General features: G+C 35.4%; 20 protein-coding genes. 9 read left to right on the top strand and 11 right to left on the bottom strand.

The window, feature by feature from the left end:
- The first annotated feature begins 107 nt into the window (after positions 1 to 107).
- Both SP041_RS10470 and coaA read left to right on the top strand, forming a co-directional pair.
- A complete protein-coding gene (locus tag SP041_RS10470) occupies positions 108 to 749 on the top strand; it encodes a uridine kinase (RefSeq protein ID WP_240791455.1) in 642 nt (213 codons plus the stop codon).
- Positions 742 to 1,707 carry a type I pantothenate kinase gene (gene coaA / locus SP041_RS10465; protein WP_137297717.1) on the top strand — a complete coding sequence of 322 codons (966 nt, stop codon included), beginning with the start codon at positions 742 to 744 and terminating at the stop codon, positions 1,705 to 1,707. The genes SP041_RS10470 and coaA overlap by 8 nt, the downstream gene beginning before the upstream one ends.
- A gap of 80 nt (positions 1,708 to 1,787) precedes the next feature.
- Here the strand turns inward: coaA and glpX are convergent, their stop codons facing one another.
- The 3 genes from glpX to SP041_RS10450 all read right to left on the bottom strand — a co-directional run bounded on the left by glpX (position 1,788) and on the right by SP041_RS10450 (position 4,750).
- Entirely contained in the window at positions 1,788 to 2,798 is a 1,011-nt protein-coding gene (glpX, locus tag SP041_RS10460; RefSeq protein WP_137297716.1) for a class II fructose-bisphosphatase, read from the bottom strand.
- An 80-nt stretch (positions 2,799 to 2,878) separates the two neighbouring features.
- On the bottom strand, positions 2,879 to 4,099 hold the full coding sequence (locus SP041_RS10455; RefSeq protein WP_137297715.1) for an aspartate aminotransferase family protein: 1,221 nt from the start codon (positions 4,097 to 4,099) through the stop codon (positions 2,879 to 2,881).
- Between the two features lie 66 nt (positions 4,100 to 4,165).
- Positions 4,166 to 4,750 (bottom strand): aminodeoxychorismate/anthranilate synthase component II, encoded by a 585-nt coding sequence (locus SP041_RS10450; RefSeq protein WP_137297714.1) that lies wholly within the window; start codon positions 4,748 to 4,750, stop codon positions 4,166 to 4,168.
- Positions 4,751 to 4,829: 79 nt separating this feature from the next.
- On the opposite strand from SP041_RS10450, the gene SP041_RS10445 reads away from it, so the two are divergent.
- On the top strand, positions 4,830 to 5,741 hold the full coding sequence (locus SP041_RS10445) for a TIGR01777 family oxidoreductase (RefSeq protein WP_137297713.1): 912 nt from the start codon (positions 4,830 to 4,832) through the stop codon (positions 5,739 to 5,741).
- 1,831 nt (positions 5,742 to 7,572) lie between these two features.
- Here SP041_RS10445 and mnmE read toward each other — a convergent pair.
- The 5 genes from mnmE to rpmH all read right to left on the bottom strand — a co-directional run bounded on the left by mnmE (position 7,573) and on the right by rpmH (position 11,475).
- On the bottom strand, positions 7,573 to 8,940 hold the full coding sequence (mnmE, locus tag SP041_RS10440; RefSeq protein ID WP_137297712.1) for a tRNA uridine-5-carboxymethylaminomethyl(34) synthesis GTPase MnmE: 1,368 nt from the start codon (positions 8,938 to 8,940) through the stop codon (positions 7,573 to 7,575).
- A 115-nt stretch (positions 8,941 to 9,055) separates the two neighbouring features.
- Positions 9,056 to 10,729 carry a membrane protein insertase YidC gene (gene yidC, locus SP041_RS10435; RefSeq protein ID WP_137297711.1) on the bottom strand — a complete coding sequence of 558 codons (1,674 nt, stop codon included), beginning with the start codon at positions 10,727 to 10,729 and terminating at the stop codon, positions 9,056 to 9,058.
- Between the two features lie 14 nt (positions 10,730 to 10,743).
- Positions 10,744 to 11,007 (bottom strand): membrane protein insertion efficiency factor YidD, encoded by a 264-nt coding sequence (gene yidD, locus SP041_RS10430; RefSeq protein ID WP_137297710.1) that lies wholly within the window; start codon positions 11,005 to 11,007, stop codon positions 10,744 to 10,746.
- Positions 10,974 to 11,330 carry a ribonuclease P protein component gene (gene rnpA, locus SP041_RS10425; RefSeq protein WP_137297709.1) on the bottom strand — a complete coding sequence of 119 codons (357 nt, stop codon included), beginning with the start codon at positions 11,328 to 11,330 and terminating at the stop codon, positions 10,974 to 10,976. The genes yidD and rnpA overlap by 34 nt, the downstream gene beginning before the upstream one ends.
- Positions 11,331 to 11,340: 10 nt before the next feature.
- Complete coding sequence (gene rpmH, locus SP041_RS10420; protein WP_028869407.1) at positions 11,341 to 11,475, bottom strand: 50S ribosomal protein L34; 135 nt, start codon at positions 11,473 to 11,475, stop codon at positions 11,341 to 11,343.
- A 513-nt stretch (positions 11,476 to 11,988) separates the two neighbouring features.
- On the opposite strand from rpmH, the gene dnaA reads away from it, so the two are divergent.
- From dnaA to gyrB, 4 genes are all read left to right on the top strand, one after another.
- Entirely contained in the window at positions 11,989 to 13,365 is a 1,377-nt protein-coding gene (gene dnaA, locus SP041_RS10415; RefSeq protein ID WP_137297708.1) for a chromosomal replication initiator protein DnaA, read from the top strand.
- A 14-nt stretch (positions 13,366 to 13,379) separates the two neighbouring features.
- Complete coding sequence (gene dnaN, locus SP041_RS10410; RefSeq protein ID WP_137297707.1) at positions 13,380 to 14,483, top strand: DNA polymerase III subunit beta; 1,104 nt, start codon at positions 13,380 to 13,382, stop codon at positions 14,481 to 14,483.
- A gap of 100 nt (positions 14,484 to 14,583) precedes the next feature.
- Positions 14,584 to 15,666 (top strand): DNA replication/repair protein RecF, encoded by a 1,083-nt coding sequence (recF, locus tag SP041_RS10405; RefSeq protein ID WP_137297706.1) that lies wholly within the window; start codon positions 14,584 to 14,586, stop codon positions 15,664 to 15,666.
- Between the two features lie 7 nt (positions 15,667 to 15,673).
- Entirely contained in the window at positions 15,674 to 18,103 is a 2,430-nt protein-coding gene (gene gyrB, locus SP041_RS10400) for a DNA topoisomerase (ATP-hydrolyzing) subunit B (protein ID WP_137297705.1), read from the top strand.
- Between the two features lie 1,699 nt (positions 18,104 to 19,802).
- Here the strand turns inward: gyrB and SP041_RS10395 are convergent.
- The 3 genes from SP041_RS10395 to glyQ form a co-directional block, all read right to left on the bottom strand.
- Positions 19,803 to 21,056: a valine--pyruvate transaminase gene (locus SP041_RS10395; RefSeq protein ID WP_025565298.1), complete on the bottom strand. Its 1,254-nt coding sequence runs from the start codon at positions 21,054 to 21,056 to the stop codon at positions 19,803 to 19,805.
- A gap of 258 nt (positions 21,057 to 21,314) precedes the next feature.
- The gene (gene glyS, locus SP041_RS10390) at positions 21,315 to 23,381 is read right to left on the bottom strand and encodes a glycine--tRNA ligase subunit beta (RefSeq protein ID WP_025565299.1); all 2,067 of its coding nucleotides are present in this window, start codon (positions 23,379 to 23,381) and stop codon (positions 21,315 to 21,317) included.
- Positions 23,382 to 23,395: 14 nt separating this feature from the next.
- Entirely contained in the window at positions 23,396 to 24,301 is a 906-nt protein-coding gene (gene glyQ / locus SP041_RS10385) for a glycine--tRNA ligase subunit alpha (protein WP_025565301.1), read from the bottom strand.
- Positions 24,302 to 24,588: 287 nt separating this feature from the next.
- Between glyQ and SP041_RS10380 the strand changes: the two genes are divergently transcribed.
- Complete coding sequence (locus SP041_RS10380; protein ID WP_025565302.1) at positions 24,589 to 25,281, top strand: DUF2161 family putative PD-(D/E)XK-type phosphodiesterase; 693 nt, start codon at positions 24,589 to 24,591, stop codon at positions 25,279 to 25,281.
- Between the two features lie 370 nt (positions 25,282 to 25,651).
- A complete protein-coding gene (locus tag SP041_RS10375; RefSeq protein WP_025565303.1) occupies positions 25,652 to 25,807 on the top strand; it encodes a DUF4223 family protein in 156 nt (51 codons plus the stop codon).
- The last annotated feature ends 632 nt before the right edge of the window (positions 25,808 to 26,439 follow it).

The following is a 26,439-nucleotide window of genomic DNA, read 5'->3' as shown; positions in this document are numbered from 1 at the left end:
TACGTTTTTTAAACACCTCACTCTAAAATAAAAAGCCACTTTAGTGGCTTTTTTTATTTTTATGGCATAATAGCGCCGTCAAGAAGGGGAGATGACCGTTGAAAACGATGTTTAATAATGCAGCACAAATGAAAAGTGCTATTAAAGAACTGCATAACCACAAAGAATCTACAAAGGCACAAGTCGTTGCTATTAGTGGGATTGAAGGCAGTGGTAAACGCGAACTAACCGAAAAAATTGCCGCGGCATTAACCCTAGATGGTTTGAATGTTGCTGTTATTCATACCGATGACTGGGAAGCAAATAAGAACGTTCGCTTCAATGTAATGAACAGTCCCGAAGAATATTATCTTAACGCTTACCGTTTCGATGAAATGTTCGAAGAATTAGTATTGCCTTTAAAGCTGTTTGGCAGCATTAAAACATCTGTTAATTTAGATGATGCCGAATGCCCTCGACAAGTAGATTATAACTTCGAAAATATAGATATTATTCTTATTGAGGGCGTATACCTTTTACAAGAAGCTTATTTAGATCTATATGACTATAGCTGTTGGGTAAAAAGTAATTTTGATACCGCATTAAAACGCTTACATGAACAAGTTAATATTGAAGAGTCGCAAGAAGCCTTAGTCAATTTATTTGAATTACTCATTAAACCGGCAGGGCAATATCACCTTTATGCCGATGACCCAATCGGTAACAGCAGATCAATCTATCTTGAACAAGCCAGCGTACCGAATGAGTAATCATGAAGCGTTTACCCAACAAAGTATTCATAGCGCTTATATGCACTTTGAGCGCAACCAATGGGCCGATTTACGGGACAATGTTAAGTTAACGCTATCTGAAGATGATATAAGCCAATTACAGGGTATTAATGAGTCATTATCAATGGAGGAAGTGGTCGATATTTATTTACCTCTTTCTCGCTTATTAAACCTTTATGTAGAAGCGCGACAATACCGCCATACCGTACGCGATACCTTTCTTAATTCTCATAATGATAAAGTACCTTATATTATTGGTATTGCTGGTAGTGTGGCCGTAGGTAAAAGTACTTCCGCACGCATTTTACAGGCATTGTTATCACGTTGGCCTGAGCATCCGAAAGTCGCTTTAGTCACCACAGATGGCTTTTTGCGCCCTAATAAAGACTTAGTTGCACGTAATTTAATGCATAAAAAAGGTTTCCCAGAAAGCTTTGATACCAAAGCATTAATTGAATTTGTTTCCGCCATAAAATCAGGCCAAAAAGAGATTACTGCACCTATTTATTCTCACTTAACCTATGACATTATCCCTGATAAATCATTGCAATTTGAAAAGCCTGATATCGTTATTTTAGAAGGCTTAAATGTATTACAAACGGCAGGACTGAACGATCCTGAGCAATCTCATCGTGTTTTTGTCTCTGACTTTGTAGACTTTTCTATTTTTGTTGATGCCGATACTGACTTATTAAAAACATGGTATATCCAACGTTTTTTAAAGTTTAGAGAAGGGGCTTTTACCGATCCAAATGCTTATTTTCATAGTTATTCAAAAATGAGTAAACGTGAGGCGATTGCTATAGCATCAAAGATTTGGGATGAAATAAATGGGATTAATTTAGAAGAAAATATTAGACCAACACGTGACCGTGCTAATTTAATCTTAAAAAAATCGATTAATCACCAAGTCAGCCAAGTAAAATTACGCAAATAAAAGTAGTTAATTTTATAAAAAAGAAACAAAAAAGGCGCTAATAGCGCCTTTTTTAGTTTTATCGATCTCGCTTAATCAGCTTAAAGGATAATATCTTTTAAATCTGGATCTTTACGGTCCAAGTAATGCGTAGAATGAATACGACGTATTGTACGTGACTTACCACGTACTAATAATGTTTCTGTTGTCGCTAAACGCCCATTAACCGATACGCCTTCAACCAAATCACCTTTAGTGATACCCGTTGCCGAGAAGATAACATTATCGTTCTTTACTAAGTCTTCAAGCTTTAATACTTTGTTGACTTGAATGCCAGCAGCTTCACAACGTGCAACTTCTTCTTCACCAATACGGATATTCTCTTCTGTCGGGCCTTTAACCATCGGACGAGGAATTAAACGAGCTTGCATGTTACCGTCTAGTGCACGTACTACAGCAGCCGATATAACACCTTCTGGCGCTCCACCAATACAATACAATACATCAACTTGATTTTCTGGCATACACGCAAGTACAGAGATAGCAACATCCCCATCAGGGATAGCAAAGACACGAACTCCGATACCTTGCATATCTTTAATAATACGATCGTGACGAGGTTTTGCTAGTGTCGCAACCGTTAATTCAGAAAGAGATTTACCTAACGCTAACGCAATCGCTTTTAAGTTCTGTTCTAAAGAAAGCTCTAGGTCGATAGCATCTTTTGCGCCAGGACCAACAATAAGTTTTTCCATGTACATATCAGGAGCACGTAAGAAGCTACCTTTTTCGCCAACAGCTAATACTGCAAGCGCATTTGATTGCCCCATTGCCGTCATACGCGTACCTTCGATTGGATCAACGGCAATATCAACCGCATCACCCGATCCAGTCCCTACATGTTCACCAATATATAACATTGGTGCTTCATCTATTTCACCTTCACCGATAACGATTTCACCATCGATATCAATTTGATTAAAGATAAGGCGCATTGCTTCAACAGCAGCACCATCGGCAATATTTTTATCACCTCGACCTAACCATTTATATCCAGCTAATGCAGCTGCTTCTGTTACTCGAGAAAATTCTATTGCTAGTTCGCGTCTCATTTTATGAGCTCCCAGTTTTTTAAATCTAATTGAAACAAGTGTTGTTAATGATAAAGCGCATCAATTAACAAACCTTGCTTTTAAGTATCTTTATTAACGATATTTTTTACTGCTTGTTTCAGTTTCAGCATTGCTTGTTCAATCAAGTCATCTGAAATATTCAAAGCAGGTGCGAAACGTAATACATTTGCACCAGCAACTAAAATCAATAAGCCTTGTTGTGCAGACTCTAAAAAGAAGGTTTTTGCTTGATCTTTATATTGTTCGTTTAATACTGCGCCCAACAATAAACCTGCACCACGAATTTCTTTAAACACTGAAAATTCATCGTTGATGGCTTCTAGATGTTGACGTATTAATTGCTCTTTGTGTTTAACGCCTAACATCATCTCTTGAGTATTAATAAGGTCAAAAGCCTTCCCAGCAACAGCACAGGCTAATGGATTGCCACCAAAAGTCGTACCGTGTGTACCTACTTTCAAGTGTTCTGCAAAACATGTTTTTGTTAACATCGCGGCAATAGGAAAACCTGCACCCAGTGCTTTAGCAGAAGTCACAATATCAGGAATGACATTCAACCCCATGTAAGCAAATAACTCACCCGTTCTTCCCATACCTGTTTGTACTTCATCAAAAATCATTAAAGCATTGTGCTTATCACACAACGCTCTGACACCTTGTGCAAATTCTGGCGTGATCGGTAAAACACCACCTTCACCTTGTAAAGGTTCTAAAATAACAGCACAGGTTTTATCTGAAATAACCTTTTCAAGCTCACTCAAATCGTTATATTCAAGGTGCGTAATATCAGCAGGTTTAGGACCAAAACCATCTGAATAAGTAGATTGTCCACCAGCGGTAACAGTGAAAAAAGTACGACCATGGAAGCCTTGGTAAAAAGCAATAATTTCTGTTTTCTGAATACCAAATTTATCGAATGCAACACGACGAGCTAATTTTAAAGCGGCTTCATTAGCTTCTGCACCAGAGTTAGCAAAAAACACTTTTTCAGCAAATGTATTATCCACTAGCTTTTGTGCCAAGCGTAATGCTGGTTCATTAGTATAAATATTACTAACATGCCATAATTTTTGTGCTTGTTCTGTTAGCGTCGTAATTAGTTCAGGATGGGCATGACCCAAAGCATTAACCGCAATACCTCCGGTTAAATCAATATACTCGTTATCTTCTTGGTCCCACACTCGAGAGCCTTCACCGCGTACAGGGATCATTTCTAACGGAGCATAGTTTGGCACCATAACTTGATCAAATAACGGACGGGTGATATGAGTGTCTGACATAAAAAAATCCTCTGATAATTAGCAACGTTTATAAAAGATGGTTTGTAAAAGCCTTAATATACGCACTTATTTTAACAATCCAATAGCTTGTCCAATAAAATTATTGAGCAGTACTAAGCCTTGCTCTGATCGAATGCTTTCAGGATGAAATTGTACACCCTCTAATACCATTTCTTTATGACGAATCGCCATAATTTCCTGACTTTGTATGACTCTTGCTGAAATATCAAAACAAGATGGCAAACTGGCTTCTTGTACAATTAAACTATGATAACGCGTTACATCTAATGGATTGTTCAATCCTTTAAATACACCTTTGTTATCATGCTCAATTAATGAGTTTTTCCCATGCATTACTTTATCAGCACGTATGACATTTGCGCCAAATACTTGAGCAATACTTTGATGGCCTAAACACACACCTAAAATAGGAATTTTTCCAGCAAAACGTTCAATAGTTGCCAATGACACACCTGCTTCATTAGGAGTGCAAGGGCCAGGTGAGATAACAATATGGTCAGGGCTTAAATCTGCAATTTCTTGTAAGCTGATTTGGTCATTACGCTTTATGATCACTTGTTGTTTTAGTTCACCAAAATACTGAACTAAGTTATAGGTAAAGGAGTCATAATTATCGATCATTAGGAGCATAATTCAATTTCATCTCAAACATAAAGATCCATTTTAACATTAGTAACGTATGTAATCCTAATAACATTAAGGGATGGTCATGAGTAAAACAGCGGATAGTAATAACAACGTTTTAATAACAGGCGCTTCTGGTTTAATTGGGAGTGCACTAGTGCCATTCTTAGAAGCACAGGGCTATATTGTTCATGCTTTGCAACGTACTCCTGACTCAACCCGACCTTATTGGAATATAGAAAAACAAGAAATACACCTCAATGGATGCCCAACTCCTAATATTATTATCCATCTAGCAGGTGAAAATATTGCCAATTCTCGCTGGACAACAAAAGCAAAAGAAAAAATCACTAACAGCCGCATACAATCAACACAACTTTTAGTCGACTTCATCAACAACAGTGCAGCACCACCTAGTTTACTTATTTGTGCTTCAGCTATTGGATTTTATGGCGATAGAGGGCAACAACCAGTAGATGAAGGAACCTCAAAGGGCAAAGATTTCGTCAGTGAATTGGCGGATAGGTGGGAACTGACTTGCCAGCAGATAACATCGCCAAAAACACGTATTGTTAATCTACGTACCGGTATTGTTTTAAATAACAAAGAAGGGGCCTTAGCGAAAATGTTACCAGCCTTTAACATGGGATTTGGTGGAAAAATAGGTTCTGGCAAACAAGTCATGAGCTGGATAGATTTAAAAGATCAGTTAAATGCTATTTTATTTATTATTGAACAATCAAAGTTGGTTGGTCCTATTAACTTAGTTTCTCCACATCCAGTCAATAATAAAACCTTTTCCATTATATTGGCTAATATTCTAAAACGTCCTTGCATATTGCCATTACCAGCATTTTTAATAACGCTACTATTTGGACAAATGGGTAAAGAATTATTACTTTCAAGTACTAACGTACGTCCTACAAAGTTATTAAAAGCGGGCTTTAAGTTTGAGTACGAATTATTAGAAGACAGTTTAAAACATCAATTGAAGTAACACTTTAAATAGTTGTACGAAAAGAAATTCTATAGGTAGGTAAAAGGTAAAACTAGGTAAATAATTTCTGGTATTCCAGAAACAGGAAAGGGCAGCCGAAGCTGCCCTTAATTTAGTCTTTCTATCGAATCCGTGATAGTTGATGCTCCCTGCAGTACATCCTTTTGACTAAGCCAAACTAGGCGTCCACTTCCCAAATCCTTTGGGTTCATCCTTGTAATATCCATATTAGATAAACATCTTGTTTATCCGTCATCTCCCTGTCCTTAGGAGGTGTCCTTCTTTTGCCATCCTGGCTTAATAACTACAATCCTAGTAGATACTAAAAACTCCATCCTAGAGTGTCCTGATCATCCTTAATTATAAAACATCCTGTTTTATAAGCTCTCATCCTGAGAGGTCCAAATTGCCATCCTAGCAATACAAAGGTTCAAATTTTACATCCTGTAAATCAATCCCTGTTTGCAAGATAGATATTACGGTCTTTCTAAAATAAAAGGGGTAAAGATAATATTTAATAACTAACTATTATCACACCAAAAACAACAAACAAATTAAAAACAATGACTTGTAATTTTTTAATTATTTTTTTAATTAAATAACTTCGAATAAAAAGTACAATAACCTCTATTAGCTATGGCCAATGTCTCACAAGGATAAACCAGATCAAATCGATAAATCACTTTCAAAAAATTGAGGTTACTAGAAGATAGTTTAAAACATCAATTGAAGTAACACTTTAAATACTTGTACGAAAAGAAATTCTATAGGTAGGTAAAAGGTAAAACTAGGTAAATAATTTCTGGTATTCCAGAAACAGGAAAGGGCAGCCGAAGCTGCCCTTAATTTAGTCTTTCTATCGAATCCGTGATAGTTGATGCTCCCTGCAGTACATCCTTTTGACTAAGCCAAACTAGGCGTCCACTTCCCAAATTCTTTGGGTTCATCCTTGTAATATCCATATTAGATAAACATCTTGTTTATCCGTCATCTCCCTGTCCTTAGGAGGTGTCCTTCTTTTGCCATCCTGGCTTAAATAACTACAATCCTAGTAGGTACTAAAAACTCCATCCTGGAGTGTCCTGATCATCCTTAATTATAAAACTTCCTGTTTTATAAGCTCTCATCCTGAGAGGTCCAAATTGCCATCCTAGCAATACAAAGGTTCAAATTTTACATCCTGTAAATCAATCCCCGTTTGCAAGATAGATATTACGGTCTTTCTAAAATAAAAGGGGTAAAGATAATATTTAATGACTGACTCTCATCACACGAAAAACAACAATTAAATTAAAAACAATGACTTATGTGTTTTTATTGTTTTTTTAAATTAAATAACCTCGAATAAAAAGTACAATAACCTCTATTGGCTATGGTCAATGTCTCACAAGAGTAAACTATAGAAAATGGGTCAATGACTTCAAAAACTTGATTATCGTTAAAATACAGATTAAAAAATAATTTGATCTGCTTTAAAAACTGTTATTACCTGTCATTTTAAAAAGCAGTAAGTAAATAGAAATTTTTATAAAGAAGTCTATAAGAGGAGTGAAGATAAATTGTATTTCTAAATATGAGCTTAGTTCCTCTACTATTTTTATATTAACTATTTTATAAATTCATCCCATTACAATTTCAGCCCAAGTAACAAAAATAACCACGCTACCTAGAAAAGCAACATAAGTACAAATTGATTTATTAAAGCGGTATTGAGCTTCTAATACGTAAAGTAATTATAAATATTTTTTAATTTTATTTAGTAAAAATGAGCATAAAAAAACCACATTAAAGTGGTTTAATTAAAAGAGATAATCGCTTATTAATAAGCTACTTATTTACCAATACAGAAGCTTGAGAAGATACGCCCTAATAAGTCATCAGATGTAAATTCACCGGTTATCTCACTTAAGTGTTGCTGTGTTAAACGCAACTCTTCTGCCAGTAATTCACCTGCTTGATACTCTTCGAGTTGTACTTTACCTTCAAGTAAATGTTTCTCAGCCTGATCAATCGCTTCTAAATGACGACGTCTTGCCATAAAGCCGCCTTCAGTATTACCTTGATAGCCCATTATATCTTTAAGGTGTTGTTTTAAATCATCAACACCTAAACCTGTTTTCGCAGAAATTCGATAAACAGGGTGATTTTCATGCTCAGTCATTGATAACGCTTCACCTGTTAAATCGGCTTTATTACGTACAACGGTTAAGCCTACGCCTTTAGGTAACTTTTCAATAAAGTCAGGCCAAATTTCACGAGGGTCTTCAGCATCAGTTGTTGTTGCATCGAGCATAAATAAAATGCGGTCTGCATTTTGAATTTCAGTCCAAGCTCGCTCAATACCGATACGTTCAACTTCATCCACACCTTCACGTAAACCAGCAGTATCAATTATATGTAATGGCATACCATCAATGTGAATGTGTTCCCGCATCACATCTCGGGTTGTGCCCGCAATATCTGTTACAATCGCACTTTCTTTACCCACTAATGTGTTTAATAAACTCGATTTACCTGCATTAGGGCGTCCAGCAATCACCACTTTCATACCATCTCGTAAAATCGCACCTTGTTTGGCTTGTTCTTTTACCGCACTCAGGTTATCGATAATCTGGTAAAGGTCTTTTGCTATTTTTCCATCGCTTAAAAAGTCCACTTCTTCTTCAGGGAAGTCAATTGACGCTTCAACATAAATACGTAAATAGATAAGGCTTTCAACTAAATCATTTACTTTATTCGAAAATTCACCCTGTAACGAATTTAAAGCGCTTTTTGCTGCTTGTTCTGAGCTAGCTTCAATTAAGTCAGCAATAGCCTCTGCTTGTGCTAAATCTAGCTTATCATTCATAAATGCACGTTCAGAGAACTCACCAGGATTGGCACTACGAAGGTTTTTAATGGTTAAGATAGCTTTGATCAGCATATCCATTACAACTGGACCGCCATGTCCCTGAAGCTCTAATACATCTTCACCTGTAAATGAATTAGGCCCTTTAAATAATATCGCAATACCTTGGTCTAACACTTCGTTATTTTGGTCGTGAAAAGGGAGGTATTCTGCATAACGTACTTTAGGTAACTTACCTAAAACAATTTGTGCAACCGCTTCTGCATCAGGTCCAGAAACACGCACAATGCCAACACCACCACGCCCAGGAGCAGTTGCTTGTGCAACAATTGTATCAGTCGCTTTTATCATGTTCTGTTCCTAAAAAATGAAGCCAATAAAAAAGGCGACCATTATAGTCGCCTTTTATCAATTACTAAATAATATAATTATTTATGATGCTTTATGTAAAAGCTAAATAGTTAAATTATTTTTTATGTCCTAAACCTTGCTTTTCAAACTGACGGTAAATAATAGTTTGCTGAACTAATGTTACGATATTACTCATTAACCAGTAAAGTACTAAACCTGCAGGGAACCACAAGAAGAAAAAAGTAAAGACAACAGGCATAAACTTCATAATTTTCTGCTGCATTGGGTCTTGAACCGTAGCAGGAGACATTTTTTGAATGAAGAACATACTCACACCCATCAAGATAGGTAAGATGTAGAACGGGTCTTGTACTGATAAATCTTGGATCCAGAACATAAATGGTGCGTGACGCAGTTCAACCGCTTCCATTAATGACCAGTATAAAGCAATGAATATTGGCATCTGTAATAAGATAGGGAAACAACCACCTAATGGGTTAACTTTCTCTTCTTTGTACATTTCCATCATCGCTTTTGATACTTTCTGACGATCTTCGCCATATTTTTCACGTAAAGCTTGAATCTTAGGCTGTAATAAACGCATTTTAGCCATTGACGTATATTGTGCTTTTGTCAGTGGGTATAAAAGGCCTTTAACAGTGAAAGTAATTAAGATGATTGCAACACCCCAGTTACCAACAATACCTTGGAAGAATAACAATAATTTAAACAATGGTTGTGCAAGCCACCATAACCAACCGTAATCTACAGTTAAGTCTAAGTTCTCACCAACTTGTGCCATTTCTTCTTGTAATTTAGGACCAATCCAAAGGTTTGTAGCAAACTTTTCAGTGCTATTAGGTGCAATTGTTTTAATCGGCGATTTAAAGCCAATCGTTGCATCTGTATTTTGAATTATTTTACTGTATAGCACATTAGTATCTGTTGATGATGGAATCCAAGCTGACACAAAGTAATGCTGTAACATTGCAACCCAACCGCCTTCAGTTGTTTTGTTTAGTCCGCGTTCGCGCATATCATCATAACTGTATTTACTATATTTAGTATCAGATGTTGAGAAAGCGCCACCACGATATACAGGCATCATTAAATTTGTTGAGTGATCTTGTAATGACTCTTTTAACTGACCATACAATTGTACGTTAATATCAGCATCCGATTTATTTTCAATCGTGTAATCAACATTAACATTAAAATCACCACGTTTTAGTGTGAAGGTTTTAGTAAAGACATTACCTTGCTGATCAACATAACGTAATACTGTAGAAACAGATTCTTGACCTTCAGAAATAATACTTTCAGTATTTTCAACGCTGTAGAAAGGGCGGCCTTTTGGATTTGCATCCGGGCCTTGTTTACCAATTAAACCGCTTTGTGCGATATAGGTAAAGCCGTTGCCATTTTCTAATAAACGGAATGGAACACCAGAATCAAGTTGCTCATCATGCTCAATTAAATCAGCAACAATGACATCACCGCCCACTAAGGTAATCTCTAAGCGTAATTGATCATTAGCTAATATAGCGATTGCGCTTGTAGATGCTTGTGTTGGTACTTGAACATCAGAAGATGAAGAACTATCTTCTGATGAAGTTGGTACATCAGCACTATGATTACTAGTCGATGGAACTGATGATTTTGTCGTACTTTGTTCAGTCGTTTGCGCTGTAGCAGCTGGCTGAGGTGCTTGCTCAACAACCCATGCTTGATATAGCAAGAAGCTAACAAACAAAAGTGCGAGGAAAAGTAAATTGCGTTGTGATTCCATAACGTATTTTATCTCTAAGGTTTAGGTTTATTTTTAGTTGCGCAACAAGGAGGTACAGGATCATATCCTCCTTCATTAAAAGGATGGCACTTTACAAGACGACAGCCCGCTAGCCAACATCCCTTAATCATACCATGACTCTTAATTGCTTCTATCGCATAATGTGAACAACTTGGCGTAAAACGACAACGAGGTCCAAGAATGGGACTAATAACTAGCTGATAACCACGAATGAATTTAATGGCTACCCATTGCAGCGCTGCACTAATTTTCGCCATAACTTATCCAATACTTTATGAAGTTCTTGATTTGATAAATCAGCAATACCAGCTTTAGCAACGACTACGATATCGATGTTTGGAAGCTCATGTTGTTGAAGGCGGAAATGATCTCTTACAATGCGACGAATACGATTACGTCCTACAGCATGTTTAATGTGCTTTTTAGGAATAGCCATACCAATACGGGGGTGTTCAAAAGTATTTTTTCTAGCAAGAAGAGTTAGGTGTGGAGATACTGCTGGAATAGCATTTTTAAATACAGGTTGAAAATCATCGGGAGTTAACAAACGTAACTCCCGAGAAAACGAATAATTCACCACGTCTGGTAAATTATGCGCTTAAGCTAGCGCGGCCTTTAGCACGACGACGAGCTAATACGGCACGACCGTTCTTAGTCGCCATACGAGTTCTAAAACCGTGTGAACGCTTACGCTTAATGTTGCTTGGTTGAAAAGTACGTTTCATGCTCTTTTCCACTTATTGTTAAGTACTGTACAGTAGCTAGATTTTTTAATTTTTTTTGCTTAATTACTATAAAGTAACCAAACAATAATAATCAAAAGCATTAGCCGATTAAAAAGAGAGCGAATTCTATTGATTGATCGACTAAAAGTCAATCAGAGATGCTTCTTTCTGGTAGATTAAATTAATATTCCTTAGAAAAGAATCCTAAGTAAAAAAATTGTCACTACGAGCCAAACTCAAAAGTCAGGGTGGCGCGATTATATATAAGCGACACCAATAAGCAAGGATCTTCCTTGATCTTATAAAGTTAGATTTGTAAATAACTAAATTATCTCGTTGTGGATAAAGTACCCAGTGGTAGATGATAGCTACTCACAAGCTTGTGGATGCTTTAACCATTGAATGAGTTTAAATACAAGGATCTTTTTTTTATTTTTGTTCACTGATCTTATGGCGTCCAGACGATCTTATCGGTAGAATTATCCGCCCTAATGTATTTACTGGAGTTCCACAATGTCCCTCGCTATTTGGCAAGAATGTTTAGCACAATTAAAAGATGAGCTATCAGCAGGAGACTTTAGTACTTGGTTACGTCCTTTACAGGCAGAATACGATAATGAAACGTTATCATTATACTCGCCAAACAAGTACACCAGCGAATGGGTCCGTGAAAAGTACATGGATATCATTGAGACTAAATTACAAACATTAGTACATGAAGTAGATGAAAACCTCACTATTAAAATTCGTTTATTAGTCGGTACTGCTAATGCAGCAGCTAATAAACCAGCAGCAGCCAAAATCGCACCAGCATTAAATACCCAACAACCTTGGGAAGGTGAATCCAAAGCAACCACAGTTGCACATAAAAGTAATTTAATTAAAAAATACACTTTTGATAACTTTGTTGAAGGTAAGTCAAATAATTTTGCGATCGCGACAACACAACAAATAGCAGAGAATCCAGGTGATGTGTATAACCCATTATTTTTATATGCTCATCCCGGCTTAGGTAAAACACATTTATTACATGCAGTAGGTAATGCAATTGTTGCTGAAAATCCTGATAGTAAAGTTGTTTACATTCGTTCAGAACGTTTTGTTCAAGATATGATCAATTCAATTCGTAACAATACGATTGAACAATTTAAAGAATATTACGCGTCGTTAGATGCACTATTAATAGATGACATTCATTTCTTCGCTGGAAAAGACCGTTCTCAAGAAGTGTTATTCCAAACCTTTAATTCAATGTTAGATGCTCACCAACAAGTTATTTTAACCAGTGATCGCTTTCCAAAAGAGATTGAAGGTATAGATGAACGACTACGTACACGTTTTGGTTGGGGATTATCAATTCCAATTGATCCACCTGAACTAGAAACGCGTGTTGCTATCTTAATTACTAAAGCTGAAGAACGAGGTTTGCATTTACCTGATGATGTTGCTTTCTTTATTGCAAAACGTCTAACAATTACCGATGTTCGTGTATTAGAAGGCGCAATTGCTAATATTTCAGCAAAAGCACAGTTTACAGGACAAGATATCACTATCTCGTTAGTACAAGATGCATTACGCGATATGTTAGCCGTTCACACAAAACAAACGACAGTTGATAATATTCAAAAGGTAGTGGCAGAACATTACCGCATTAAAATTTCTGATATGTCTTCAAAACGCCGTACTCGTACAGTGGCTCGTCCACGTCAAATAGCCATGGCATTAGCGAAAGAGTTAACTCAACATAGCTTACCTGAAATAGGCGAAGCTTTTGGCGGCCGAGACCATACTACAGTGCTACATGCTTGTCGTAAGGTTCAAGAGCTACGTCGTGAAAATAACGACATTCAAGAAGATTACAAAATACTTATCCGTACGTTGTCAATGTAAGAAAAGGTTATCTGATGAAATTTACTATTTCTCGTGAAATATTATTACGCCCATTACAATTAGTTGTTGGCTCTGTTGCAGGCGGACGTCCAGCTTTGCCTATCATGGGTAATATCCTCATTGAGGTAAAAGATAATTTTTTAAACTTAACTGGTACAGATTTAGAAGTTGAATTAATGGCACAAATCCCATTAGAACAAGCTTCTATTGAGGGTGCTATTACGGTACCAGCGCGTAAGTTATTAGATATATGCCGTGGTTTAGCCGATCCTTGTGAAGTGACATTTGAAGTGAAGAATGAACGCGTTACAGTACGATCAGGACGCAGCCGTTATTTACTATCGACATTACCTTCTATCGATTTCCCTAATATAGAGTCATGGCAGAGTTTGATTGAACTAACTGTGCCACAAACTGAATTTAAAAAACTCATTGAATTTACTCAGTTTGCAATGGCTAGCCAAGATGTTCGTTATTACCTAAATGGCATGTTCTTTGAAGTTTCTGGTAACACACTACGTAGTGTGTCCACCGATGGACATCGCCTAGCATCATGTTCTATTAACATCGACCAAGCGATTGAAGAGCAATCAGTGATTGTACCTCGAAAAGGGGTATTAGAATTAGTTAAGTTGCTAGATAAAGACCAAGCTAATGTCACTATTCAATTAGGTAAAAATAATTTACGTGCAGTGATTGACGGTTTTGTATTTACGACCAAATTAGTGGATGGACGTTTTCCTGATTACCGACGCGTTATTCCACGTAATGGCGATAAAGAATTAATCTCTAGCCGTGAAACATTAAAACAAGCTTTTAGTCGTGCTGCTATTTTATCCAATGAGAAATTCCGTGGTGTTCGTTTAACGCTATCTGAAAACTTATTAAAAATAACGGCTAATAATCCTGAACGAGAAGAAGCAGAAGAATACATTGATGTTGATTACCATTCAGCAGAGTTAGAAATAGGCTTTAATGTAAGTTATGTTCTAGATGTATTAAACACCTTAAAAAGTGAACAAGTTAAAATCACGTTCAGTACATCAGATCATAGTGCATTGATAGAGTCTCTTGATAGTGATGACTCACTTTATGTACTAATGCCAATGCGTTTATAGTTATAAATATTGTTATTATAAAAGTGTTTGATGCAATAACAACAATGGGCATTAACAACCTAGCCATAAAAAACATTCAACTTATTTAGGGAATTGATTAATGTCATTACAGAAATTAATCATTAATCAATTCCGTAACATCGACTCCGCCACTATTACTTTTGACCCTAAAGTAAATTTAATTGTAGGCGAAAACGGCAGTGGTAAATCCTCTTTATTAGAAGCGATTTACTTATTGGGTTTAGGCCGTTCTTTTCGTACGCATTTAACCAATAGAGTCATTCAACACGAACAAACCCATTTTACTCTATACAGTGAAATTAATTATCAACACCGTGTATTTCCTATCGGCTTACAAAAAACGAGAGGCGGTGAAACTACTCTTAAAATTGATGGTCAGATAGTTAAGAAATTGGCCTCTTTAACCCAATATATTCCAATGCAATTAATTACCCCAGAAAGCTATACTTTACTATCAGGAAGTCCTAAAAATCGCCGTGCTTATCTAGATTGGGGTGTTTTTTACCACGATCCTTTGTTTTATAGTAACTGGGCTCGCATAAAGCGACTATTAAAGCAAAGGAATGCAGCTTTAAAGCAATGTAACGCTTACAAAGAGCTTCAAGTATGGGATAATGAACTTTGTGTCTTAAGTGAGAGAATAAGCGCGCAGAGGGCCGATTACTTTGCGAAATTGCAGCCTTTGATAGCACAAACTATTGCAGATTTTTTGCCTGAGTTTACTATCGATAGCAAATTCTTTTGTGGATGGGACAAAAACAACAAACCGTTAGCACAATATTTATCCGATAATTTCTATCGAGACAAACAATTGGGCTATACAAGTGTTGGACCACAAAAAGCCGATTTAAAAATAAAAATCAATGGTTTACCTGTGGATGATGTATTGTCTAGAGGGCAGCTAAAGTTACTTGTTTATGCGTTACGTTTAGCACAAGGTTTATTCTTAAACTCGGTAGATCATAAGCAGTGTGTTTTTTTAATTGATGACTTCAGTTCTGAACTCGACAGCAGCAAGCAAAAAATATTAGCAAAACATATTATAGAGTCCAATGCTCAGGTATTTATTAGCGCGATTTCAGCGAATAGCATTGGTGATTTATTCACACAAGAACGCACTTTGTTTCACGTGAAACAGGGTAAAATTACAGTAGAAAGGTGAAAGTTTTATGGCTGAGAATAGTTATGATTCGTCAAGTATTAAAGTACTAAAAGGGTTAGATGCAGTTCGCAAACGCCCTGGCATGTATATCGGTGATACCGATGACGGTACGGGTCTACACCACATGGTTTTTGAAGTTTTAGATAACTCAATCGATGAAGCTTTAGCAGGCCACTGTAGCGATATTATTTGTACTATCCATACTGATGGAAGTGTTTCAGTACGCGATGATGGCCGTGGTATTCCAGTTGATATGCACGAAGAAGAAGGCGTATCAGCAGCAGAAGTTATCATGACAGTATTACACGCCGGCGGTAAATTTGATGATAACTCTTATAAAGTATCAGGTGGATTACACGGCGTAGGTGTTTCTGTAGTAAATGCGTTATCTGATAAGTTACGTTTAACCGTTAAACGTAGTGGCCATATTCATCAACAAACATACGCAAAAGGTGAGCCTGAAGCGCCAATCGCGGTTATCGGTGATACAGATCAAACCGGTACAGAGATTCGTTTTTGGCCTAGCCCATCGACCTTCTCAAATGTGACATTTCAATATGATATTTTAGCTAAACGCTTACGTGAATTATCATTTTTGAATTCTGGTGTATCTATTAAATTAATAGATAAACGTGAAGAAGATAAAGCAGATCATTTCCATTATGAAGGTGGAATACACGCTTTTGTTGAATATTTAAATAAAAACAAAACGCCTGTACATAATAAAATATTCCACTTTAATACAGAACATGAAGATGGCACTGCCGTTGAAGTTGCAATGCAATGGAATGATGGTTTCCAAGAAAACATCTATTGTTTTACTAATAACATTCCACAACGTGATGGTGGTTCTCACTTAACCGGTTTCCGCGGTGCATTAACGCGTACCTTAAACTCATACATTGAGAAAGAGCTAGCAAAAGTTAAAAACAATAAGAACAAAACCTCTACTGAAGGTGGTGATTCACGTGAAGGCTTAACAGCGGTTATTTCTGTTAAAGTACCTGATCCGAAATTCTCTTCACAAACAAAAGACCGTTTAGTGTCATCTGAAGTTCGACCAATTGTTGAAGGCGCTATGAATGAACGCTTACAAGAGTTCTTATTAGAGAACCCAGCTGAAGCTAAAATCATCGTAGGTAAAATTGTTGATGCAGCGCGCGCACGTGAAGCAGCTCGTAAAGCACGTGATATGACTCGTCGTAAAGGTGCATTAGATTTAGCTGGTTTACCAGGTAAATTAGCCGATTGCCAAGAGAAAGACCCTGCACTTTCTGAATTATACATAGTGGAAGGGGACTCGGCTGGCGGAAGTGCGAAACAAGGCCGATCTCGTAAAAACCAAGCTATTCTACCGTTGAAAGGTAAAATCCTAAACGTTGAAAAAGCACGTTTTGATAAAATGTTATCTTCACAAGAAGTAGCAACACTGATCACTGCATTAGGTTGTGGTATCGGACGTGATGAATATAACCCAGAGAAAACACGTTATCACCGCATCATAATCATGACCGATGCCGACGTCGATGGTTCTCACATTCGTACGCTATTATTGACTTTCTTTTATCGTCAAATGCCTGAGTTAATCGAAAATGGTTATATTTACATTGCTCAACCACCTCTTTATAAAGTGAAAAAAGGTAAGCAAGAGCAGTATCTTAAAGATGATCCAGCATTACAAGCTTACTTAACTGCATTAGCGATGGAAGGTGCTTCACTGCATGTTAATAATGATGCTCCTGGGATTACCGGTGTACATTTACAAGGCATGATTGAACGTTACCGTACAGCACAAGAAACCATCGTACGTTTAACACGTCGTTACCCAAATGTTGTATTAGATAAATTAATCTATCAGCCTGAATTAAAAGCTGAAGATCTAGTTAATGCAGATAAAGTAACAACATGGATGGAAACTATTATTGAGGTGTTAAACCGCCAAGATTTAGAAGGGACTATCTATAAAGCAAACGTTGTTAAATCGGAAGATGAGTTAACTAACAAAATACTATTTACAGTACGTAAGCATGGTGTAGATACTATTTATACTTTTGACGAAGAATTCTTCGGTTCAATTGAATACAAATCACTTGTTTCTTTAGGTATAGAAATCCAAAACCTATTAGAAGAAGGTGCTTATATACAACGTGGTGATCGCACTAAACCTGTTGAAAACTTTATCGAAGCAGTAAACTGGTTAATGCATGAGTCAAAACGTGGCTTGTACATACAACGATATAAAGGTCTAGGTGAGATGAACCCAAGCCAATTATGGGAAACAACAATGGACCCTAGCACTCGACACATGCTTCAAGTAACCGTTGATGATGCAGTTGGTGCCGACCAATTGTTTACTACCTTAATGGGTGACCATGTCGAACCTCGTCGTGCTTTCATTGAGAAGAATGCATTACGTGTTGGTAATATCGATATTTAGGTTCATTTATTAATATCTAACTTCGTTTGCTTATGACAACTTATTATTCATAAGTTGTCATAAAGTTAAACAATATAAGAATCCAGCTTATTAGCTGGATTTTTTATGCCTACTGATATCTACTCATAAAATGTTTGATCGTGATATTAGAGCTTATCCGGTATTGACTGTTTATCCCTTTTTATTAGTACTATATTGTTTAAATACCACATTAACTAATGTGTCATTTTTCGAATCAACAAGTACTTCATACGATCTAATAAAAAAGAAAAGAGAAAAACTAAATAGCGAAACAAACTATTTACAACAGAAATGTTAATGATAGTTAATGATAGTTAATGATAGTCAGATTGTCTTAGGTAACATTAGATAATTAATAATAACGTTTTGCCTCATAATTTATCGTTATCGCCCTCCATTAAAAACAAAGTAATAATCTAAAAAGTAAACGATATTAAGACTTTCTTATTATTCGACTTTATTTTAAGAATGGCAATGATAATAGTAGTGGTGGGTAGTATCTAAAATTCAAAGCTTATATTTTATAAGTCGATTTTTATCTACCTTGATACGTTACTAATGAGCAATTAAATAAAAAACCCTATTAAAAACCCATTATCAGAATCCATATCAATCCCTTATTTATTGCACTTAATTACATTCTTAATTATAGCATTCACAAAGACATCACAAGCTCAATCTTAGTAATCCTTACCACATTCGTTACTTATTACGCTAACGTGCTCTATGTTCCTTGAAGAGGGTCTACAGCATGAAAAATAAGTATAATTACTGATACCTTGAATTAGATAACCCTTTAATTATGTAACATAACTATCTAACTCACTTTCTAATATAGCCAATCAATAATTCATTTGAATAGGTAGAATCATTAATTAATTTCATTATTAAAGTCAGTAAATAATTTTTCAAAGAAGTTTAGTTATAGAGATTAATGATAAATAGGCCATCAGAAAAATAATCGCGATACTAATACCAAAAGAATTAATAAGGTGATCATTCTTGCTGGTTAAAATCCCCCCTAACTGCGTTGTGAGTTTTGAAGTGAGAACAACTATCTCCTACAACTCACGCCTTATTAGTGTTAATTTTTCCTGCACAATCTCTTATCACTTATTTAATTCCATTGGTATAAATAATAGTATGCGAATAAATATAGATATGAACAATAGAAACTAACTCGATTAAATATTATTAATCATGCTTTAAAACTGGTGAGTTACTTATTTTCAATGCTGTAATAAATTTGATAATAGATAATAATAGTAATGAAGCAGGATATAGAATATTTACTAACATAAAAATGAAGTTAACGCCTTAGCAATTCAGCATCAAACTTAATAGAAAATAAAAAATCATTGCTCATGTAATAGAGAATGCATCTAAAGCTAATTAAGTAATGTCTGTATAAGATTATTCAGTATTTTTAGTTAATTGAGTATTCATAATCGAATAACGATTATAAAACTAAATACAGTTAATAAGTTTCAATTATATTTAAAAGATAGTTAAAGTAGTTATGACTAATGTGATGCTATAGATAACTATTTTCTTTATTTCCAGGTTATACAAAAAAGACTCAAATATTAGAAAATAGAGAAGGTGAAGTGTGCAGTTTAATATAAATAATGTTTTAGTTGTTTCACGTGAAACAACTAAAACAGCATGAGTTTATTGATTATTTATCTTGATATAGTTCATTAACTACCGAAGCTAAAATATCAATACCACGTTCTACAACATCACTTTCTTGTGCGTAATTAAGTCGAATACATTCATGTGTATGTTGCCAATCTTGATCAAGGCCAGGAAAAAAGTAATGTCCAGAGACAACAATAAGTCCTTTTTCTTTTAATTTTTTATATAACTCATTTGAGCTAATCGGCAAATCTTTAAACCAAAGCCAAAGAAATAATGCACCTTCTGCTTTATGAATCCTAAAATTCTTATTGGTTATTTTACTTAATAATAACGACATCGCTATTTGCGATTTATCTTGATAAAAAGGCTTAATAACATCATTACTTAAGGTGATAATTTCTTTGCTCTTCACTAAAGGTAAAACAACTTCAGGTCCAATTCCACCAGGTGATAACGCCATAATGCCGGATAAGTTAGACATTGCTTTAATAATTGTCGGATTTGCAATGACAATTCCACAACGAGCACCTGGTAAACCAAATTTAGATAAGCTCATGCACAAAATAGTATTGTCATTAAAATGTGCTTTAACATCTTCAAAGATAATATTTGGGAAAGGTGTGCCATAGGCATTATCAATTATTAACGGGATATTATGTTGCTTCGCTAATTTATCTAGCTTATCTATTTCACTATCAGTTAAAACATTACCGGTAGGATTAGTCGGGCGAGAAACACAAATAGCACCGATATCGTCAGTTATTTCTAAAGCATCGAAATCAACATGATATTTAAATTGCTGATTATCTAGCTCAGTAATTTTAGGACGAATAGCAACAAAAGACGCTTCTGAAACACTTGCATCTGCATACCCAATATATTCAGGTGCTAATGGGAATAGTATTTTACGTTTTTTCCCATTACTAAAATCGCCCGCTAATAAATTAAACAAATAGAAAAAAGCATTCTGACTACCATTGGTTAACATGATATTTTCTGATGATAAATCCCAATCATATAAATCATTAAACAGCTCTGCGAGTGCAACAATAAAAGAATCTTTTCCTTGAGGCCCATCGTAATTTGCTAATGTATCAACTAGCTTTCCTTCATTTAGCAGCGTTTGCATTAAATCGGTAAATCGTTGCTGAATAGCGGGTATAGATGCTGGATTACCTCCCCCTAACATTAGTATGTCATCGCCACCTTTTACACCTGCATTTAAATCATCCATTAATTCTGTAATACCTGAGTGCTGTGTAAACTTATTTCCAAATGTTGAATAGGGCATGTAAAAATCCTGAATATATAATGAGAATTAAAATTAAAACGTAAGGCTTTTAATAACGTAATTGTTTCATGTGAAACAATAGACTGGCAACTACTAATGAAATTTAATACCTTTAAACAAGCAATAAAATATTGGAAATTGATATTACATAAATAAGATATTTTTGTTTCAGTGTTTCACGTGAAACAAAAAAGCTCAGTATAAACTGAGCTTTTTATAAGAACGATTAACGGTTTATCGATAAACCGACAAACTTATTTATAACACTGACACATCGGCCACTTGTAAAAACAAGTTACGTAAACGGTTTAATAACGCTAAACGGTTATTTTTCACTGCTAAATCATCCGCCATTACCATCACATTATCAAAGAAAGCGTCTACAGGCGTCTGTAAGCTAGCTAACTCGAACAAGGCTGACTCGTAGTCTCCGATTGAAAATAAAGGGCTTAGCTTGCTTTCTAGAGAGCCTAATATTTCAGAAAGAGCCTTTTCAGCGTCTTCTTGTAGCAGATCTTGACTAACTTCATCGTTAATATCTTCTGTTACCTTAGCAAGAATATTACTAATACGTTTATTAGCAGCAGCAATCGGAGCTGCTTCAGGTAAAGTTTGGAACTTAGCAACCGCTTTAATACGCTTTTCAAAATCAACAGGTTTAGTTGGACGACGTTCTAATACAGATTGAATTAACTCAACTGAATATCCGTTTGCTTGATAAGTTGCACGGAAACGAGCAAATAAGAAATCAACAACATCAATAACGACATTATTATTTGTTAATTTATCTGCGTACTGTGTCTTAGCTATTTCAACTAAATCGACAATATCTAAGTCTAAGTTTTTATCTGTAATGATACGTAATAGACCGATAGCAGCACGACGTAATGCAAATGGGTCTTTATCACCTTTAGGTGCTTGACCAATACCAAATATACCTACCAACGTATCTAATTTGTCTGCTAATGAAACAGCACATGCAACTAATGAAGTAGGCAGTTTATCCCCTGCAAAACGAGGTAAGTATTGTTCATTTAATGCAATTGCAACATCTTCATGCTCACCATCAAAACGAGCATAGTACATGCCCATAACACCTTGAACGTCTGGAAATTCCATTACCATTTCAGACATTAAGTCCGTTTTTGATAATAAACCAGCGCGTTGTGCATGTTCAGGGTTTGCTTGAATACTAACAGCGATTTTTTCAGCAACAGCACTAATACGTTCAGATTTCTCTTTTAACGTACCCAATTGTTTTTGAAATAATACGGTTGATAGAGAGTCTAAACGACTTTCTAATGTTTTCTTTTTATCGGTTTCAAAGAAGAACTCAGCATCGGCTAAACGTGGGCGAACCACTTTCTCGTTACCTGAAACAACTTGTTTAGGATCACGACTAACAATGTTTGAAACAAAGATAAAGCGTGGTAATAAATTGCCTTCTTTATCTAATACAGGGAAGTATTTTTGATTGTCTTTCATTGTATAAATAAGTGCTTCAGAAGGGACAGCTAAGAATTTTTCTTCAAATGATCCAACTAATGTTACTGGCCATTCAACTAAAGAGGTTACTTCCTCTAATAATTCATCATCAATTGCAGCTATACCATTTTCATGAGCAGCGAGTGCCTCTACTTGCTCACGAATAATTGCTTTACGGCGTTCATAATCAACAATCACTTTACCAGAATCATCTAATAACGATTCATATTCATCTGCGTGTGATAATGTTAATTCAGCTTCTCCCATGAAGCGGTGTCCACGAATAACGCGATTCGAAGCAACACCTAATAATTCACCTTGGATTAACTTACTACCAAATAACATAGTAACAGTATGCACAGGACGAATAAATTGTGTGCTTTCACTTCCCCAACGCATTGGTTTTGCAATAGGTAATTTAGCGAGAGCTGACTCAGCAATAGCAGGGATCAAGCCATTAATATGCTGACCTTTAACTTCTGACTTGAATAATAGCCACTCACCTTTATCAGTGACTAAGCGTTCAGCTTCTTCAACGGTAATACCATTAGAACGAGCCCAACCTTGTGCAGCTTTAGTCGCTACACCATTATCATCAAATGCAACGTTGACTGCAGGACCACGTTTTTCAACGACTTTATCTGCTTGAGTTGCCACTAAGTTAGTAACTACTACTGCCAAACGTCTTGGTGATGCTAGCCAACTAACTTTTTCAAATGTTAATTCAGCTTTATTTAATTCCGCTTCAATATTGCTAGCAAATGACTCTGCAAGTTTACGAAGTGATTTTGGTGGTAACTCTTCGGTTCCCAACTCAATCAATAAATTTTCTTGTGACATTAAACTTGCCTCTATTAATTTAAATTTTTACAAAGTGGAAAACCAAGTGCTTCACGCTTAGCGTAATAAGCTTCTGCAACCGCTTTTGATAATGAGCGAACACGTAATATATAACGCTGACGTTCAGTAACAGAGATAGCATGACGAGCATCTAACAGGTTAAATACATGTGATGCTTTCATTACTTGCTCATAAGCAGGTAACGGCAAATTAACTTCAATTAATTTTTGGCTATCTTTTTCACATTGATCAAACTGTGTAAATAATGCATCAACATCTGCATATTCAAAGTTGTAAGTAGATTGTTCCACTTCATTTTGATGGAAGATATCACCGTAAGTTACTTTACCCATTGGGCCATCTGTCCAGACGAGATCGTAGATACTATCCACACCTTGAACGTACATAGCAAGACGTTCTAAACCATAAGTAATTTCACCAGTAACCGGGGAGCACTCAAGACCACCAACTTGTTGGAAATAGGTAAATTGCGTCACTTCCATACCATTTAGCCAGATTTCCCAGCCTAATCCCCATGCACCTAACGTAGGTGATTCCCAGTTATCTTCAACAAAGCGGATATCATGAATAGAAGTATCAATACCAATCTCTTCAAGTGATTGTAAGTACAATTCTTGAATATTTTTAGGAGAAGGTTTTAATACAACTTGGAATTGGTAATAGTGTTGTAAACGATTAGGGTTTTCACCGTAGCGACCATCAGTAGGGCGACGGCAAGGTTGTACATAAGCACTGCTCATTGGCTCAGGACCAATAGAACGTAAAAAAGTTTGTGGGTGGAATGTTCCAGCACCTACTTCCATATCAAGTGGCTGTACAATGGCACAACCTTGGCGAGCCCAGAAGTCTTGCAACGCAAGAATCAGCCCTTGGAATGTTTTTGTATCAAATTTTTGCATGATTTAGGCTTCGAGTTGATTAAAAAAAATGAAATTCATTATACCTATTGACGCCAATTATACCAATGGCAATAGATGTATACGCTAACTTTACAGCGTAATATTAGATCAGCAGAAAAACAAAATTGAATAATTTTGATACCGTCAATTGTTAGTGTCTAATAAATCATAAACTCAATAAGTAAATATATTAACTGGCACAATAGATAACAAACAAAAAGACAATAAATAGAGTAGACTTTTAAGCTTAAAATAGACTCTAAATTGAAATAAAAAAGTGAATTAAAATGCTTAAAAAATTAAAAGAGAGCGATCTTTATTTACCTATTAAACTCTTTTTAAATAAACAAGGTTACGAAGTTAAAGGTGAAATAAAGCAATGCGATATTGTCGCTAAAAAAGACGATGAAATTATTATTATCGAATTAAAATTAACACTCAACATTACCCTATTATTACAATCTATCGATCGTTTTACTTTAGCGGATATAGTCTACATTGCCATCCCTAAACAAACGCCAATGTATAAAACCAAAAGCAAACAAATCAAAAAACTAGTTGCACGTTTAGGGTTAGGTTTGATTGTTGTAGATATACAAGAAAAACAACAATATGTTGAAGTTATTAGTGACCCTAAAGAATACCAACCGAGAAAAAACAAACGTAAACAATCAGCATTATTAAAAGAATTTAGCCTACGCCAAGGTGACACTCAAAAAGGCGGTTCAACAACAAAAAAAGCAGGTTTAACGGCTTATCGACAACGATGTATACGAGTCGCTGAGTACTTATCTAAAACAGATACGGCTTCGGGGGCTGAAATCAAAAAGGGAATTGACGAGCAACAAGCTACGCAGTTTCTCTACAGTAATTATTATGAATGGTTTGATAAAATAGGGCACGGAACTTATAAATTATCAGATAAAGGAAAAACAGAATTGCCAGAATGGCAGTTAAAAATAAAGGCAACAACATTTTAAAGGCCTAAATGGTATTTTTAATACGTTGTAAAATACATTAGAGAGAAGGTAAAATATATAAACTAATACTAACTTTATTATATTAAATTTAATTTAAAAACAAATTAAATTCCTTATAAAATCATATTATAAATATATATTAATTTATGATTTTAATTAAATTAAAACATCACACCTTGTTTACTAAGTAATCACAAACCAATTATTTATATTTATTATCAACACTTTAAATGTAAAATAAAAAGTAAAAAATAAAATTCACATTATATTTTTAAATAAAATATTTAATAGCCAATTTCTATATGATAAGTTATATTCCCACTGACAATAATTTGATTGTTTGAATTTAAATATAAAATAAGGATATAACATGAAATCTATTAAGTTAGCAGTAGCTGCTGTAGCCGTAATTCTTCTTGCTGGTTGTACTGGTACTACTTACAACAGCGCTAAAGACTGTTCTATGGATTACTTACTAGTTCCAGCTCTTTCTATCCCTGCTGCTATCGGTGCATGTGGAGAATAATATTTAATATCAAACTCTGATAATAAATATTAAAGCGCACTCTCTTAATGGGTGCGTTTTTATATCTATTTTACCTGCTTTTTTAAACTCAAATCTCAAAAAGTCTGTTAATAAAAAATACAGCTTATACAGTACATAGTCTTCAATGGCCTCTACTCATAATCTCTTGTTATTAATAATAAAATACTGTTTACAGAATGAGTGCTGATGGGACTAAAGTTATGATATTAACTCATTTCTTAGATTAAAAGCCTCGTAAGCATTACAGCGAATTAGTGTTTATATTATATTTATACTGGGTATTTAATCTAATAATAATAAATGTGAATCAGCTATTCAGCATGTAAAACATAGTGTTAGAGTCTCTGACATTGGATCTAACAGTAAAATAAACTATTCTCTATTATTTTTATTGGCTAAACAGGTTATTAAGTAAAAGATAATTTATACCGATGACATTAAATGTGTAATCTAAATTTTGCCCTGAAAAAACAGTTCAATTAAAGATGTGAATGACTGTTCCCTTTACGAAATTTACAACGAGGGAGTGGATTTTTTTAACAAGTAAAATAGATTTAATTTATTAAACATAATAAAAAAGGCGACCCTAAGGTCGCCTTTTTAACGAGAGT

The organism is Psychromonas sp. SP041, from assembly GCF_000470315.2.
Lineage (GTDB): Bacteria > Pseudomonadota > Gammaproteobacteria > Enterobacterales > Psychromonadaceae > Psychromonas.
This window is presented reverse-complemented; position numbering and strand designations above follow the sequence as displayed.

What these genes read in the sequence shown, in the direction of transcription:
- SP041_RS10375 (WP_025565303.1), top strand. Translation starts at nt 25,652, where the DNA reads ATGAAATCTATTAAGTTAGCAGTAGCTGCTGTAGCCGTAATTCTTCTT.
- SP041_RS10445 (WP_137297713.1), top strand. Translation starts at nt 4,830, where the DNA reads ATGAGTAAAACAGCGGATAGTAATAACAACGTTTTAATAACAGGCGCT.
- mnmE (WP_137297712.1), bottom strand. Translation starts at nt 8,940, where the DNA reads ATGATAAAAGCGACTGATACAATTGTTGCACAAGCAACTGCTCCTGGG.
- SP041_RS10395 (WP_025565298.1), bottom strand. Translation starts at nt 21,056, where the DNA reads ATGCCCTATTCAACATTTGGAAATAAGTTTACACAGCACTCAGGTATT.
- SP041_RS10380 (WP_025565302.1), top strand. Translation starts at nt 24,589, where the DNA reads ATGCTTAAAAAATTAAAAGAGAGCGATCTTTATTTACCTATTAAACTC.
- coaA (WP_137297717.1), top strand. Translation starts at nt 742, where the DNA reads ATGAGTAATCATGAAGCGTTTACCCAACAAAGTATTCATAGCGCTTAT.
- glpX (WP_137297716.1), bottom strand. Translation starts at nt 2,798, where the DNA reads ATGAGACGCGAACTAGCAATAGAATTTTCTCGAGTAACAGAAGCAGCT.
- gyrB (WP_137297705.1), top strand. Translation starts at nt 15,674, where the DNA reads ATGGCTGAGAATAGTTATGATTCGTCAAGTATTAAAGTACTAAAAGGG.
- glyS (WP_025565299.1), bottom strand. Translation starts at nt 23,381, where the DNA reads ATGTCACAAGAAAATTTATTGATTGAGTTGGGAACCGAAGAGTTACCA.
- SP041_RS10455 (WP_137297715.1), bottom strand. Translation starts at nt 4,099, where the DNA reads ATGTCAGACACTCATATCACCCGTCCGTTATTTGATCAAGTTATGGTG.
- recF (WP_137297706.1), top strand. Translation starts at nt 14,584, where the DNA reads ATGTCATTACAGAAATTAATCATTAATCAATTCCGTAACATCGACTCC.
- SP041_RS10450 (WP_137297714.1), bottom strand. Translation starts at nt 4,750, where the DNA reads ATGCTCCTAATGATCGATAATTATGACTCCTTTACCTATAACTTAGTT.
- glyQ (WP_025565301.1), bottom strand. Translation starts at nt 24,301, where the DNA reads ATGCAAAAATTTGATACAAAAACATTCCAAGGGCTGATTCTTGCGTTG.
- rpmH (WP_028869407.1), bottom strand. Translation starts at nt 11,475, where the DNA reads ATGAAACGTACTTTTCAACCAAGCAACATTAAGCGTAAGCGTTCACAC.
- dnaN (WP_137297707.1), top strand. Translation starts at nt 13,380, where the DNA reads ATGAAATTTACTATTTCTCGTGAAATATTATTACGCCCATTACAATTA.
- yidC (WP_137297711.1), bottom strand. Translation starts at nt 10,729, where the DNA reads ATGGAATCACAACGCAATTTACTTTTCCTCGCACTTTTGTTTGTTAGC.
- dnaA (WP_137297708.1), top strand. Translation starts at nt 11,989, where the DNA reads ATGTCCCTCGCTATTTGGCAAGAATGTTTAGCACAATTAAAAGATGAG.
- SP041_RS10470 (WP_240791455.1), top strand. Translation starts at nt 108, where the DNA reads ATGTTTAATAATGCAGCACAAATGAAAAGTGCTATTAAAGAACTGCAT.
- yidD (WP_137297710.1), bottom strand. Translation starts at nt 11,007, where the DNA reads ATGGCGAAAATTAGTGCAGCGCTGCAATGGGTAGCCATTAAATTCATT.